Source organism: Devosia sp. Root685 (assembly GCF_001427875.1).
In the GTDB taxonomy this organism is placed as follows: Bacteria; Pseudomonadota; Alphaproteobacteria; order Rhizobiales; family Devosiaceae; genus Devosia.
On the sequence record NZ_LMHK01000002.1, the window covers coordinates 1,331,067 to 1,344,398 of the forward strand.

The window sequence follows — 13,332 nt, forward strand, 5'->3', positions numbered from 1 at the left end:
CCCCTCAAACACCCCACTTGCCAACCGCCCGCTTCAGGAACACTCTCCCCGAGGCGCCGCATATCCAAAAGCGGCGGGGAGCACGTCGCAATGACCTCGATCGGGAAAAGCCTTGGTGTTGACGGTCTGACCCGCCGGACCTTCCTCGCCGGCATCGCCGCCGCTGGCGCGCTGAGCCTTGCCGGATGCGCATCGGGCGGCATGAGCATGGCCGAAGCCGAGCGCGTCTATGGGCCGTTGCCGAACGAGCGCTTTCCCGTTCCCGCCGTCAATGTGAACAAGGTCGATCCAAAATATCTGCGCCGGCGTGTCCGCTACGCGTCGAACGAAGCGCCCGGCACGATCATCGTCGATCCCCGCCACTACTACGTCTATCGCATCGAGGGGAACGGCGAGGCGACCCGCTACGGCGCCAATGTCGGGCGCGCTGGCTTCCTCTGGAGCGGCGACGCCTATATCGGCCGCAAGGCCGAATGGCCCATCTGGACCCCGCCAAAGGAGATGATCGCGCGCCAGCCGGAAGCCGCGCCCTATGCCAATGGCATGGCCCCGGGCCTCGACAATCCGCTCGGCGCCAGAACGCTCTATCTCTACCGGAACGGCGCCTACACGCTCTATACGATCTACAGCACGATCATGCCCGAAACGATCGGGCGGGGCGTCTCGAGCGGCTGCGTGGGCCTGCTGACGCAAGACATGGTCGATCTCTACGAGAAGACGCCGGTCAATACCAAGGTCGTGGTCCTGAAAGCCTGAAACGCTCCGAACCAAGCGCCGGCTGAGGCGTTGGGTCAGTCACCGCCAGCAAAAGGCTGGCCCTAAGTGAACTGATCGGAGCATGCAATGCACTTCCTCAAGTCCGTGGCTGTCGCAGCCGCCCTCGCCAGCACGCTATCCCTGTCCGCCTTCGCGCAGGAAGCAGCTTTTGACCCGAACGGGACCTTTGTCGACGAATACGGCACGACCTTCACCTTCGCCCTCTGCGGCGCGGGAACGGACCTTTGCGGAACCCTCGATGTCCTCAAGGGCGAGTCCGCCACCGAGGAAAACCTCGCCTTTGTCGGAACCCAGGTCATGCAGGCCCAGCAGACCGAACCCAATGTCTGGAAGGGCACGATCGACGCCGGCGGCCTCAGCGCCGACGCGACGGTCACCCAAACCAGCGCCGACACCATCGATATCGAAGGCTGCCGCGCCGGCCTCCTGTGCCAAACCCTGACCTATACGCGCCAGTAAGCGCACGCGCTGCGTGTCTGGTAGAGGCGCCGCTCATACCCGGCTATGTCGTTTCGGGTGAATGACGCCATTCCAGTAGCCCTCATGGTGAGGTGCCCTCGGGCTTGTCCCGAGGGCCTCGAACCACAGGGGCGTGACGCTGAAGCAGGTGCCACCCCGGCTCAAGGCCGGGATGACAACCGCTGGATGATCGAAATTCAGAAAGGAGCCGTCGCCCCGGCTTTACCCGGAGTGACCATGGCGCCTAGCGCCAACCAACCCCTCACTCCGCCGCGGAAGCCCGCTGCGGCAGCACCCATCCCGGACGCACGAAATGGCAGGTATAGCCATTGGGAATGCGCTCCAGATAATCCTGATGCTCCGGTTCGGCCTCCCAGAACGGCCCGACAGCGGCCAGTTCGGTGACAACCTTGCCCGGCCACAGACCCGATGCATCGACATCGGCTATGGTGTCTTCGGCGACGGCCTTCTGTTCTTCGCTCGTATAAAAGATGGCCGAGCGATAGGACATGCCGCGGTCGTTCCCCTGCCGGTTGAGCGTCGTCGGATCATGAATCTGGAAAAAGAATTCCAGGATTTTGCGAAAACTGATCACCGCGGGATCAAAAACGATCTCGATGGCTTCGGCATGCGTACCATGATTGCGATAGGTGGCATTCTCGACATCGCCGCCGGAATAACCGACGCGCGTGGAGATCACCCCGGCATAGCGCCGGATCAACTGCTGCATGCCCCAGAAACAGCCACCGGCAAGCACGGCACGTTCGGTTGTCACGCTCATTCTCGTCTCCTTCTGGCTATGCCATCAATATGGGTGACAGAGCGGAGTTTTTCTATTCCTGTGCACGCATGTTTCAACGGCGCGAGCCAAAAATACGATCAGCGGTGCGGCCATTGCTCCGGGCGGCCATGCCCGGAATAAGCAGCGCATCGATCAGCCACCAGATGGCGACGAACACCCAAAGAAAACTCAGGAGGCCAAAGCTCGCAAAAGCCAGCAGCAGCGTCACGCCCGAAAGCAACAGCATGATCAAGCCGCTCAGCGGACGTCCGAGATAAAACCGGTGCGCTCCGACATAGCCGATAAAGGCCCAGAGCAGATAAGCCACCAGCAGCGATTTCTTCTCGATATCATATTGGGCCGAAGCCCGATCCATCACCATCTGCCACTCCTGTTTCAATAGCGAAAATGGTGCAGACCCCAGGCGTTTCAAGGGCGGCACAGCGATGCCGTGAAAGTCGCTTGCATCCCATGCCGCGTCATTTGCTTTGCCCGCCGTCCATGACGGCGCGTGCGCCATCAGGAGAAACGGCTCGCTTCCGCTTCGGTCGGCAACCGGCCCTCGGGCGTCATTTGGTTTACCGCGTCCGGCAGCGTTTCCGAGAGGCGCTTGAGCAATTCCTCTCGCGACAACCCGGTCTTTTCGGTCAGTTCGGAAAGGGTATCCTCGCCAAGCGCCTCTTCGAGATCGGAGGCTTCGACGGGTGCATTATCGCCCGGCCTGATCCAGCTATCGGCCTTGTCGCCGCGGCCGGTCTGGCGGAAGCGATCCACCAGATCGCCGAGCCCACCGCTCAGAACGCTGCCGCTCGTTGCCCCGCCCAGCACACCGCCGAGCCCGTTGACAATATCGCCGAAGCCGCCCGATTGCCGATTGGGGTCAGCCGGATTGCCCGGCTGGTTGCCAAGACCGCCCAGGAGCCCACCGAGCTTTTCCCGGTTCTGATACCCTGCGACCGCGAGCAGGCCGAGCAGTGCGACCATAGAAGGCATGCGTGCCATTTTATCTCTCCTCTGTGTGGGATTAGGCGCGTCGACGGGCGATCAGGCCCCAGACGAACAACACGATGATGGAGCCGACGATGGCGCCGATAAAGCCCGCGCCTTCGCCCGGTGAATACCACCCCAAAGCCTGACCGAGATACGAAGCAACGAAGGCCCCGACGATCCCCAGAATTGTCGTCATGATGAAGCCCGACGGCTCGTTGCTGCCCGGCATGATGAACTTGGCGATGATGCCAGCGACGAAACCGATAATGATGGTCCAGATGATACCCATGGCACGCGCTCCTGATGCTGCCCAATGCAACGTGCACGAGAGCATCGCGTTCCCGGCCACTGTTCGAATAGAAGCGTCCGGCGCCGCGGCGATATACGCGTTGTGATCCAGCATTCAGTCACGCTTGCCGAACCACATGGCCCGATCCGGCAGCGTCAGGAAGTGACCAGCCGATAGCCCACGCCGGCTTCATTGATGATGAGGCTGGCAGCCTCGCCGCCCAGCTTGGCGCGCAGTTGACCCACCAGAACGCGCAGATATTGCGCGTCGTCTTTATGGGCTGGTCCCCAAAGACGCTGCAGGGCCGTACCATGGGTGACGACGCGGCCGGCATTGTCGGCGAGCAGCACGAAGAGATCGTATTCCTTGGGGGTGAGGTGAATGAGCCGGTCATCCCGTGTCACTGTGCGCCGGTCACGGTCGAGAACCACGGGGCCGAAGGCCTCCGGTCCGGGCAGCGGCCCGGCCGGCTCGGCATGCCGCAGCGCCACCCGGATGCGGGCGAGCAGTTCACCGATGCCGAAGGGTTTTTCGACATAATCGTCGGCGCCCAGATCGAGAGCGGCGATCTTCTCGATCTCCTGGTCGCGGGCGGACAGCACGATGATGGGCACCGATGAAAAGGCGCGAACTGTCTCGATGACCGTCTTGCCATCGCCATCGGGCAGGCCCAGGTCGAGCACGATCAGGTCTGGCGCGCGCGTCGCTGCAAGGCGCTTGGCCTCCGCCGCGGTTGCGGCGGTCTCGACGTCAAAGCCTGCCGCATCGAGCGCGGGCCGCAGAAACCGCTGGATCTGCGGCTCGTCATCGACGACCAGAATACGCTGCCGCATCACGGTATCTCCGCCAGCGGCAGACGCAGGGTAAAGCGCGTGCCGCGCTTGCGGGTCGCGGGGCTGGTCGCCTTGATCGTCCCGCCCATGGCGGCCATCAGGCCCCGGGCGATGGAAAGCCCGAGCCCGGTGCCGGCCGGACGACCGTCACCCTTGGCCCGACGGTAGAACTTGTCGAAAATTTTCTCGAGGTCTGCCTCGGGAATGCCCTTGCCCTGGTCTGTCACCGAGATAGAGGCGATATTGCCATCTTCGGCGCGAGCAAAGATAGCGACTGGCTGGTCTGAACCGCCATATTTTCGGGCATTATCGAGCAGATTGAACAGGACCTGTTCGAGCAATGCCCGATCGCCCATCGCCCTGGGAAGGGCCGGCGCGATCGACAGGTCGATCTCGAGTTCGGGATATAATTTTCGGGCTCGGGCCGCACTGGCATCGATGATGGCGACAAGGTCGATCGGCTCGCGCCTGGCCTTCATCATGCCCGCTTCGATGCGGGTCATGTCGAAGAGATTGGCAACAAAGCGATTGAGCCGGCCGGACTCCTCCTCGATGGACAGCAGCAAGTCTGCCCGGCTCGCCGCCGACATCTTGTCTCCCAGCTGGCGCAGGCTGGTGACGGCGCCGGTGATGGACGCCAGGGGTGTACGCAGGTCATGCGATAGCGAGGACAGCAAGGCGGCCTGCACTTTTTCGCCCTCTCTGGTCAGCGAGGCCAGCGCACTTTCCCGGTTGAGCCGGGCGCGGTCCATGGCGATAGCGGCCTGATCGAGCAGGGCCACCCATGTCCGCTCCTCATCGGGCGCCAGCGCCACGTCACCCGGACCCATGGCGAGACCAGCCACCCCCAGCAAACGCTGCGCCGAGATGACCGGCCGGAAGAGGTAGCGCACCTGCGGCAGGGTACCGGTAAGGAACCCGGCCGGTTCCTTCTTGTCGAAGGCCCAGCGGGCTGCGGTCAGTCCGGTATCATCCAGCGTCTGGTCGGGCGGCCAGGCTGCAGCAAGGGAGAGGTCACCTCTCTCATCGGGCACCAGCATCACCGCAGCACGGCCCAGGCTGGCATGGAGATGGCTGGCAATGGCGTCGAGCACGCTGTCCTGCCCATGGGCACCCGAGAGCTTGCGGGAAAACTCGAGCAAAGACTGGCTTTGGCGCGCCTGGCTGCGCGCCAGCTCAACCTGTTCGCGCAGCCGCGCGGCGAGCTGGCCGGCCGCCAGGGCCACGGCGATAAAAATGACCAGCGACAGCACTTCTTGCGGCTGCGCTACGCTCAGTTCTCCGGTCGGTTCGATGAAGAAGAGGTTATAGGCGAGAAAGGACAGGATTGCCGCGAGCAGGGCTGACAAACGGCCGGCAATAACGGCGGAAAGCAGCACTGCGGCCAGATAGAGCATGGACAGGTTCTGCAACGCGATCAGCGCGTTGATGCCGAGCCCGAACAGCGTTGTTGCCCCGACCGAGACCAGCGGCAGGCCCAGTGTCAGCGCCCATTCCGGCAGGGTGAGCCGCCGTCGCGGCGTCCGCTTGGTCAAGGCCGCTTCGCCGGGCACGACATGGACCCCGATGTCGCCGGCCTGCTGCAGGATGGCGTCGGGCAGCGAGCGGCGGAACCAGTGCGTACCGGCCGGCCGGCCGATGACGATCTGGGTGATGTGTTCGCGTCGGGCGATGCGCTTGATCGTCTCGACAAAATCGCGCGCCGTTTCGCGACGCGTTTCGGCGCCCAGCCGCTCGGCCAGACGGAGCGTTTCGTCCAGCCGTTTGGCATCGACAGGCTCGGGCAGCGGCGTACCGGGGCGCGTCAGCGACACGACCAGCCAGCGGGCATTGAGGCCCGATGCCAATCGGCTGGCGACACGCACCACCTTCTCCGACATCTGGTCCGGGCCAACGCAAACCAGCAGCCGTTCGCCGGTGGCCCAGGGCCCTTCAACGGCGCTCTGGCGCAGGAAATCGACCATCTGATCGTCCACCCGGTCGGCGGCGCGGCGCAGCGCCAGTTCGCGCAGGGCCGTCAGCGTGGCGGGTTTGAAAAAGCCATCGAGCGCCCGCTGCGCATTGTCGGGCAGATAGACTTTGCCGGCATGGAGACGCTCGATGAGCTCGGCGGGCGGAATATCAACGAGGATCACTTCGTCGGCCGTCTTGAGCACGATATCGGGCACCGTCTCGCGCACCGGAATGCCGGCAATGCGGGCAATGAGGTCGGAGAGGCTTTCGAGGTGCTGGATATTGAGCGCGGTCCACACATCGATCCCGGCGCCGATCAACTCGGCGATATCCTGGTGGCGCTTGGGGTGGCGCGACCCTAGGGCATTGGTGTGAGCCAGTTCATCGACGATCAGCAGAGCAGGGTGACGCGTGAGCGCGGCGTCGAGATCGAATTCGCCATAGGCGCCGCCCGCATTCTGGCGCGGCAGCGTCTCGATACCTTCGGCGAGGCGGGTCGTGTCGCTGCGCCCGTGCGTCTCGACGAGGCCGATCACGACGTCGATCCCATTGGCCTTGAGGCCCCGGGCGCGCTCGAGCATGGCATAGGTCTTCCCCACCCCGGGGGCCGCACCCAGAAAGACGGTCAGCTTGCCGCGACCTTCGCGCGCGGCAAGCTGCAACAGGGCGGTTGGATCCGGCCTCTGGTCTTGTGTCTGGCGTACCATCTCAGTTTCCAGTGGGCGCAGCCTGGTCCAGCGCCAGGTTGAGACGCAGCACATTGACGCGCGGTTGCCCGAATATACCCAAGAGGGGCTGTTCCGTCACATCCGCAAGTATCGCATCGACAAGGGCAGGCGCGACGCCCCGCGCGGCAGCAATGCGCGCAACCTGCAACGCGGCATTTTGCGGCGTGATGTGCGGATCAAGCCCCGAGGCGGAAGTGGTAACGGCGTCGGCAGGAACCGGCGCCGCAGCGCCGAGCGAGGCGACGGCCCCCGAGACCCGCTCGATCAGTCGCGCATCGGTTGGGCCATAATTGGAGCCGCTTGAGCCAGCAGCATTATAAGGATCGGGCACGGTCGCCGATGGCCGTGGCCAGAAATAGCCTGGCTGGCTGAAATTCTGACCGATCAGGTCCGAGCCGATCAGTTGTCCATCTATTTCGATGCGGCTGCCATTGGCCTGGACGGGGAAGGCTGCCTGCGCCACAGCGGTGATGGCAAGCGGATAACCGAGCCCGGTGAGGGCCGAGAGCAGAACGGTAAGAACGATGGCCGGGCGGAATTGGTCGAGCATGATTGCGGCCTCCTAGAGAATGCCGAGGGCGGTGACGGCCAAGTCCACCAGCTTGATGCCGATGAAGGGCGCGACGAGCCCGCCGAGGCCATAGACGAGCAGGTTGCGGCCGAGCAAAGCGGCGGCGCCGACCGGGCGATATTTCACGCCGCGCAAAGCCAGCGGGATCAGCGCGACGATGATCAACGCATTGAAGATGACCGCCGAGAGGATCGCCGACTGCGGTGAGTGGAGGCCCATGATGTTGAGCGCCCCCAGTTCCGGATAGGTTGAGAGGAACAGCGCCGGGATGATGGCGAAATATTTCGCCACGTCATTGGCAATCGAGAAGGTGGTGAGAGCGCCGCGTGTCATCAGGATCTGCTTGCCGATCTCGACGATCTCGATGAGTTTTGTCGGGCTGGAGTCGAGATCGACCATATTGCCCGCCTCGCGTGCCGCCTGGGTGCCCGACTGCATGGCGACGCCGACATCGGCCTGGGCCAAAGCGGGCGCGTCATTGGTGCCGTCGCCGCACATGGCGATCAGCCGGCCGCCGGTCTGCTCCTTGCGGATATAGTCGAGCTTCTGCTCGGGGGTGGCTTCGGCGATGAAATCGTCGACACCGGCTTCTGAGGCAATGGCGGCGGCGGTAATCGGATTGTCGCCGGTGACCATGACCGTGCGGATGCCCATGGCGCGGAGAGCAGCGAAACGCTCCTTGATGCCGGGCTTGACCACGTCCTTGAGATGGACGACGCCGAGCAGGCGCTCGCCTTCGGCCACCGCCAGCGGCGTGCCGCCCGAGCGGGCAATGGCGTCGACGGCCTGGTTGAATTCAGGACCGGCCTGGGCCTTGTCGAGACCGACGAACTTCAGCACTGCATTGACGGCGCCCTTGCGGATATGGCGATCCCCGATATCGATGCCCGAAATGCGGGTCTGGGCCGAGAAGGCAATAGGGACCGCGCCCTTGCCTGCCAGATCGGGTTCGGTCAGGCCGAAATCGGCGTTGGCCAGCGCCACGATGGAACGGCCCTCGGCGGTTTCGTCGGCGAGGCTGGCCAGCAATACGGCCTCTGCCAGATATGTCTCGCTGACATCGGCGACCGGCAGAAACTCGGACGCCATGCGATTGCCGAAGGTGATGGTGCCGGTCTTGTCGAGCAACAGCGTATCGACGTCGCCGGCCGCCTCGACGGCCCGGCCGGAGGTGGCAATAACGTTGAAGCGGATCAGCCGGTCCATGCCGGCAATGCCGATAGCCGAAAGCAGCCCGCCAATGGTGGTGGGGATCAGCGTCACCAAGAGGGCAGCCAGCACGGCGACCGACAGGTCGGTGCCGGAATAGGCCGCAAGGCCATAGAGCGTCACCACGGCGATCAGGAAGACGAGGGTCAGCCCCGACAGCAAAATCGACAGCGCGATCTCGTTGGGGGTCTTCTGCCGCTTGGCGCCTTCGATCAGCGCGATCATGCGATCGATGAAGGTTTCGCCGGGCTTGGTGGTAATGCGCACCTTGAGCCAGTCCGAGATCACCTCGGTGCCGCCGGTCACCGCCGAGCGGTCGCCGCCGGCCTCGCGGATGACGGGGGCGGATTCGCCAGTGATGGCGCTTTCATTGACCGAGGCGACGCCCTCGATGACCTCGCCATCGCCGGGCATCAGGTCGTTGACCTCGACGAGGACAATGTCGCCGACCTTGAGCATGGTGGCGGAAATCACCTCGCTGGCGCGATTGTCCTTCTGGTCGGGGAACAGCAGCTTCTTGGCAAAGAGGTCCGATTTACCACGTTTGAGGCTCTCCGCCTGCGCCTTGCCACGGCCTTCGGCGACGGATTCGGCGAAGGTGGCGAACACTACGGTAAACCAGAGCCAGAGCGCGATCTGTCCGGAGAAGGCCGCGTCGATGCCAGCAGTCAGGTCCTCTACGAACAGCACCGTGACAAGCACGGCGACGATCTCGGTGACAAAGATCACCGGATTGCGGATGAGCTGGCGCGGATCGAGCTTGATGACGGCACCGCGCAGCGCCGGCACGAGAATGGCCGGATCCAGCATGGAGATGGATTTTGTGGTGGACATGATGGTTCCTTAAAAGCTCTGGCCGGCGAGCATGACGAAGTGCTCGACCACGGGCCCAAGAGCCAGGGCGGGGAAGAATTGCAGCCCACCCAGGATGAGAATGATGCCGATGAGCAGGCCGGCGAACAGCGGCCGGTCGGTCGGAAAGGTGCCCGAGGATGGGGCAATGCGCGGCTTCTTCACCAGGGCGCCGGCAATGGCCAGCACTGGCACGATATAGGCAAAGCGCCCCAGCAGCATGGCGATACCAAGCGTGCAATTGTACCAGAGCGTATTGGCGGTGAGGCCGCCAAAGGCCGAGCCGTTGTTCCCGGCGGCGGAGGTATAGGCGTAGAGGATTTCGCTCAGGCCATGCGGGCCCGGGGTCAGGATCGAGCTGGTGCCGAATTCGGCGACGGCCGAGACAGAGGTGAAACCGAGGATGGTCAGCGGCAGGATGAGGACGGCCAGCATGGCCAGCTTCATCTCCCGCGCCTCGATCTTCTTGCCGAGAAATTCCGGGGTACGGCCCACCATCAGACCGGCCACGAAAACGGCGAGAATGGCGAAGACGACGAGGCCGTAGAGCCCCGAACCGACGCCGCCGGGCAGCACTTCGCCCAGCTGCATCAGGAACATCGGCACCAGCCCGCCGAGCGGGGTGAGCGAGGAATGCATGGCATTGACGCCGCCATTGGAGAGCCCCGTGGTCACCGCCGCGTAGAGCGCGCTCATGGCTTGGCCGAAGCGGACCTCCTTGCCTTCCATATTGCCCATGGATGGATCGACCCCGACGGCGCTCAGCAGCGGATTGCCATAGGTTTCGGCCCAGTAAATGGCGCCGGTGCCGATGACCAGCAGGATGACCGTCACCGAAATCAGCGCCCAGCCCTGACGGCGGCTGCCGACCATCTGGCCAAAGGCATAGACCAATGCCGCCGAGATCGAGAGCATGGCGACAATGTTGAGATAATTGCTGAACGCCGTCGGGTTTTCGAACGGATGGGCGGCATTGACGTTGAAGAAGCCGCCACCATTGGTGCCGAGCTGTTTGATGGCCTCCTGGCTGGCAACCGGACCTGAAGCGATGGTCTGCTGCGCCCCTTCGAGCGTGGTTGCGACAAAGTTCGCATCAAGGCTCTGCGGCAGGCCGAGAGCGACGAAAACCAGCGCCACCACTATCGCCAGGGGCAGCAGCACATAGAGCGTGGCACGGGTGAGATCGACCCAGAAATTGCCGATCGCGCTGCCCCCCGAGCGCATGAAGGCGCGGGTCAACGCCATGGCGACGGCGATCCCGGTGGCAGCCGAAACGAAGTTCTGCACCGTGAGCCCGAGCATTTGGCTGAGATGGCTCATGGTGGTCTCTCCACCAAAGCTCTGCCAGTTGGTATTGGTCACAAAGCTCGCCGCCGTGTTGAAGGCGAGATCGGGCGGGAGGGCGGGAAAACCCTGCGGATTGAGCGGCAGGACGTTCTGGAGGCGCAAGATAGCGTAGAGCGCCAGGAAGCCGAGCAGGCTGAACATCAGCATGCTGCCGGCATAGCCCAGCCAGTTCTGCTCCTTGCCGGCCCGAACGCCCGCCAGTGCTAGAAAGCCGCGTTCGACGGGGTCGACCACGGGAAAGAGAAAAGTTCTCTCGCCGGTAAAGACACGGGCCAGGTAAAGGCCGAGCGGCTTTGCCAGCAACAGGACCGCGACCAGCACGAAGCCGATTTGCAGCCAGCCGAAAAAGGTCATGATGGGCTCCGGAAAGGTCAGAACCGCTCAGGCGCCAGCAGCGTCACCAGGAGGTAAACGGCCAATGCCAGGGCGATGAGGAAGGAAATGATGAGCATGGCAGCGCTCACAGCCGGTCAAGGGCAGCGGCATATAGCGCCAGGGCCATCAGCGCGCCGGCGCCAAGAGCGATAAAGGCAAGGTCGAGCATGAAAAGCCTCTTGTTTTGAGGCTCATGGATTGGACCCACCCTCCATCAAATTGCCATATGGATTAGTGGCCCTGCGCATAAGGATTTCATAAAGCCGCGGACCTGGAAGCCGCATGAACCGAGATGACTTCCGCATGGCTGCAAACGGTCTAGACAAGCCATTCCAACTAATTTATTACCATCTGGTCGGAAATAAATGGACTACGAATGTGGGACGTAAGCGCGTTATTGACCAGCAGGCAATCCTCGATGCCGGTGAGGCGGTCGTCGCCAGATTGGGTGCGGCCAACCTGACATTGGATAGCGTGGCGGCCGAGGCCGGCATTAGCAAGGCCAGCGTCATCTACGACTTCAAGACCAAGCAGGCCCTGATCGAGGCAATCGTGGAGAGAGCTTTCCGGCGGGACCGCGAGCATCATGCGGCGGCCGAGGCCGATCTGACGTCTTCTGACAGTCTCGCCATCCGCGGTCGCATAAAAGTGGCATCCGAACCGCCGCCAGAAGAGTTCAAGCCTGTAGCCCTCAACCTCAGCATGGCCCTGACGCTCGACCCCGAACTGCGTTCGCATATGCAAAAAAGCCAGGCCGAAACGATCAGCCGGATCCTTGGGACAGCATCGTCCCCACGCGGCGCCCTTCTCGCCTATCTGGCCGTAGAGGGGCTGAAATTCCTTGAATATCTGGATTTCCATCATTTCGACCCAATCGATCGATCGCGGATAATCCGTGAGATCGATTGGCTGGTGACCGCAACTCCGCCGGACGAGAAGCCCGGCAGCTAGCACGCAAAAACGGAAACGATCATGAATCAACCAAACGACGCAGCCAGCGCTGCGGCGACCGACGCCGCTTGGCCAAACGCCAGAATTTTTATCACGGGTGGCAGTGGCTATGTTGGTCGCAATTTGATCCGCCACTTTGTCGGCAGGGGTGTTCCCGTGAGGGCTTTGGCGCGATCGGTTAAGTCGGAAAGGGTGGTTGCCGAACTTGGCGCGTCTCCCTTTTCCGGTGACCTCCTGAGCGCCGATCTGGTGCGCGGCATGGAAGGGTGTAACCTCATGATCCATGCTGCTGCCGATACCGATCATGGCCCGGGCACAGCGAGCCAGCAGCGTGTCAATGAGGAGGGCACCGAGGCGGTGTTTGCGGCAGCGCGGGCAGCGGGCATTCAACGGGCGATTTTGCTCAGCACTGAATCCGTCCTGGCCGATGGGCGCCCCATCATTCATGTCGACGAGAGCCATCCTTTGCCGCGTCGATTTGCCGGATCCTATTCTCGCAGCAAGGCGGCCGCCGAGCGCTGCGCCCTGTCCTGCAATGGTGGTGGCATGGAGGTCATCGCGGTCCGGCCCCGCTTCGTCTGGGGGCGTGACGACACAACTGCCTTGCCAAATCTGCTCTCCGCGGTTCAATCGGGTCAGTTCGCCTGGATCAGCGGCGGCGACTATCTGACGAGCACCATCCACATCGCCAATCTCTGCCACGGTATCGAGCTGGCGATTGCCAGGGGCAAAGGCGGAGATATCTATTTCCTTGGCGACAATGAGCCCATCCGCTTCCGCGATTTCGTCACCGCGCTATTGGCAACACAGGGCATAAAGCCACCAGACAAATCGCTACCGCGGGTAATGCTTCGGCTCATTGCCGGAGTCGGCGATCGGCTTCATAAGGTTTCCGGCGGCAAGATAACTGCGCCGCTGACCTTACAGTCCTTCGCCACTTCAGCGGTGACGATAACGCTCAATATCGACAAGGCGCGACGCGAACTCGGCTATGAGCCGATCATGACGCGAGAAGCAGGGCTGGCTGAAATGGCCGCGGAGAACCGAAACGCTTCACGCTGAAGTGGCGAAATGGACCCGCGCAGATCGAGCCCCACAGCGTCCCTCCTGATCTGGCCAACCAGGAGACCGACGCGATGAGGGTCATTGGGAGTTTTCCCCAATGCCTGTGATGGCCAGATTGGGGCGGCTGTCCAAATGGCCGCACCCGACCCCAT

The 13,332-nt window shown here is 63.0% G+C and carries 14 protein-coding genes; 4 read left to right on the top strand and 10 right to left on the bottom strand.

Features of this window, described 5'->3' with window-relative positions; genetic code table 11:
* The first annotated feature begins 90 nt into the window (after window positions 1-90).
* Both ASD83_RS14680 and ASD83_RS14685 read left to right on the top strand, forming a co-directional pair.
* Window positions 91-756, top strand: a complete 666-nt coding sequence (locus tag ASD83_RS14680; protein WP_056312077.1) for a L,D-transpeptidase — start codon at window positions 91-93, stop codon at window positions 754-756.
* An 87-nt stretch (window positions 757-843) separates the two neighbouring features.
* Window positions 844-1,236, top strand: coding sequence for a hypothetical protein (locus ASD83_RS14685; protein ID WP_056312078.1), 393 nt, complete (start codon window positions 844-846; stop codon window positions 1,234-1,236).
* Between the two features lie 262 nt (window positions 1,237-1,498).
* Here the strand turns inward: ASD83_RS14685 and msrA are convergent, their stop codons facing one another.
* The 10 genes from msrA to kdpF all read right to left on the bottom strand — a co-directional run bounded on the left by msrA (window position 1,499) and on the right by kdpF (window position 11,253).
* A complete protein-coding gene (msrA, locus tag ASD83_RS14690; RefSeq protein WP_056312080.1) occupies window positions 1,499-2,017 on the bottom strand; it encodes a peptide-methionine (S)-S-oxide reductase MsrA in 519 nt (172 codons plus the stop codon).
* A 73-nt stretch (window positions 2,018-2,090) separates the two neighbouring features.
* Window positions 2,091-2,399: a TM2 domain-containing protein gene (locus ASD83_RS14695; protein ID WP_156385970.1), complete on the bottom strand. Its 309-nt coding sequence runs from the start codon at window positions 2,397-2,399 to the stop codon at window positions 2,091-2,093.
* Between the two features lie 137 nt (window positions 2,400-2,536).
* Entirely contained in the window at window positions 2,537-3,019 is a 483-nt protein-coding gene (locus tag ASD83_RS14700) for a YidB family protein (protein ID WP_056312082.1), read from the bottom strand.
* A 22-nt stretch (window positions 3,020-3,041) separates the two neighbouring features.
* Window positions 3,042-3,296 (bottom strand): GlsB/YeaQ/YmgE family stress response membrane protein, encoded by a 255-nt coding sequence (locus ASD83_RS14705; protein WP_056312084.1) that lies wholly within the window; start codon window positions 3,294-3,296, stop codon window positions 3,042-3,044.
* Between the two features lie 155 nt (window positions 3,297-3,451).
* On the bottom strand, window positions 3,452-4,132 hold the full coding sequence (locus ASD83_RS14710) for a response regulator (protein WP_156385971.1): 681 nt from the start codon (window positions 4,130-4,132) through the stop codon (window positions 3,452-3,454).
* Window positions 4,129-6,789 carry a sensor histidine kinase gene (locus ASD83_RS14715; protein ID WP_056312088.1) on the bottom strand — a complete coding sequence of 887 codons (2,661 nt, stop codon included), beginning with the start codon at window positions 6,787-6,789 and terminating at the stop codon, window positions 4,129-4,131. The genes ASD83_RS14710 and ASD83_RS14715 overlap by 4 nt, the downstream gene beginning before the upstream one ends.
* A gap of 1 nt (window position 6,790) precedes the next feature.
* Complete coding sequence (kdpC, locus tag ASD83_RS14720) at window positions 6,791-7,360, bottom strand: potassium-transporting ATPase subunit KdpC (RefSeq protein ID WP_056312091.1); 570 nt, start codon at window positions 7,358-7,360, stop codon at window positions 6,791-6,793.
* 12 nt (window positions 7,361-7,372) lie between these two features.
* Complete coding sequence (gene kdpB, locus ASD83_RS14725) at window positions 7,373-9,424, bottom strand: potassium-transporting ATPase subunit KdpB (protein WP_056312093.1); 2,052 nt, start codon at window positions 9,422-9,424, stop codon at window positions 7,373-7,375.
* A 9-nt stretch (window positions 9,425-9,433) separates the two neighbouring features.
* A complete protein-coding gene (gene kdpA / locus ASD83_RS14730; RefSeq protein ID WP_056312096.1) occupies window positions 9,434-11,143 on the bottom strand; it encodes a potassium-transporting ATPase subunit KdpA in 1,710 nt (569 codons plus the stop codon).
* A 17-nt stretch (window positions 11,144-11,160) separates the two neighbouring features.
* Window positions 11,161-11,253: a K(+)-transporting ATPase subunit F gene (kdpF, locus tag ASD83_RS20750; protein WP_200946514.1), complete on the bottom strand. Its 93-nt coding sequence runs from the start codon at window positions 11,251-11,253 to the stop codon at window positions 11,161-11,163.
* 193 nt (window positions 11,254-11,446) lie between these two features.
* Here kdpF and ASD83_RS14735 point away from each other — a divergent pair, with 193 nt between their 5' ends.
* Together ASD83_RS14735 and ASD83_RS14740 are read left to right on the top strand one after the other, a co-directional pair.
* A complete protein-coding gene (locus ASD83_RS14735) occupies window positions 11,447-12,115 on the top strand; it encodes a TetR/AcrR family transcriptional regulator (protein WP_244489183.1) in 669 nt (222 codons plus the stop codon).
* 21 nt (window positions 12,116-12,136) lie between these two features.
* On the top strand, window positions 12,137-13,177 hold the full coding sequence (locus ASD83_RS14740; protein WP_082561209.1) for an NAD-dependent epimerase/dehydratase family protein: 1,041 nt from the start codon (window positions 12,137-12,139) through the stop codon (window positions 13,175-13,177).
* Window positions 13,178-13,332 lie beyond the last annotated feature (155 nt).

What these genes read in the sequence shown, in the direction of transcription:
- ASD83_RS14685 (WP_056312078.1), top strand. Translation starts at nt 844, where the DNA reads ATGCACTTCCTCAAGTCCGTGGCTGTCGCAGCCGCCCTCGCCAGCACG.
- ASD83_RS14740 (WP_082561209.1), top strand. Translation starts at nt 12,137, where the DNA reads ATGAATCAACCAAACGACGCAGCCAGCGCTGCGGCGACCGACGCCGCT.
- kdpA (WP_056312096.1), bottom strand. Translation starts at nt 11,143, where the DNA reads ATGACCTTTTTCGGCTGGCTGCAAATCGGCTTCGTGCTGGTCGCGGTC.
- kdpC (WP_056312091.1), bottom strand. Translation starts at nt 7,360, where the DNA reads ATGCTCGACCAATTCCGCCCGGCCATCGTTCTTACCGTTCTGCTCTCG.
- kdpB (WP_056312093.1), bottom strand. Translation starts at nt 9,424, where the DNA reads ATGTCCACCACAAAATCCATCTCCATGCTGGATCCGGCCATTCTCGTG.
- ASD83_RS14680 (WP_056312077.1), top strand. Translation starts at nt 91, where the DNA reads ATGACCTCGATCGGGAAAAGCCTTGGTGTTGACGGTCTGACCCGCCGG.
- ASD83_RS14735 (WP_244489183.1), top strand. Translation starts at nt 11,447, where the DNA reads ATGAACCGAGATGACTTCCGCATGGCTGCAAACGGTCTAGACAAGCCA.
- ASD83_RS14700 (WP_056312082.1), bottom strand. Translation starts at nt 3,019, where the DNA reads ATGGCACGCATGCCTTCTATGGTCGCACTGCTCGGCCTGCTCGCGGTC.
- ASD83_RS14705 (WP_056312084.1), bottom strand. Translation starts at nt 3,296, where the DNA reads ATGGGTATCATCTGGACCATCATTATCGGTTTCGTCGCTGGCATCATC.
- msrA (WP_056312080.1), bottom strand. Translation starts at nt 2,017, where the DNA reads ATGAGCGTGACAACCGAACGTGCCGTGCTTGCCGGTGGCTGTTTCTGG.
- ASD83_RS14695 (WP_156385970.1), bottom strand. Translation starts at nt 2,399, where the DNA reads ATGGTGATGGATCGGGCTTCGGCCCAATATGATATCGAGAAGAAATCG.
- ASD83_RS14715 (WP_056312088.1), bottom strand. Translation starts at nt 6,789, where the DNA reads ATGGTACGCCAGACACAAGACCAGAGGCCGGATCCAACCGCCCTGTTG.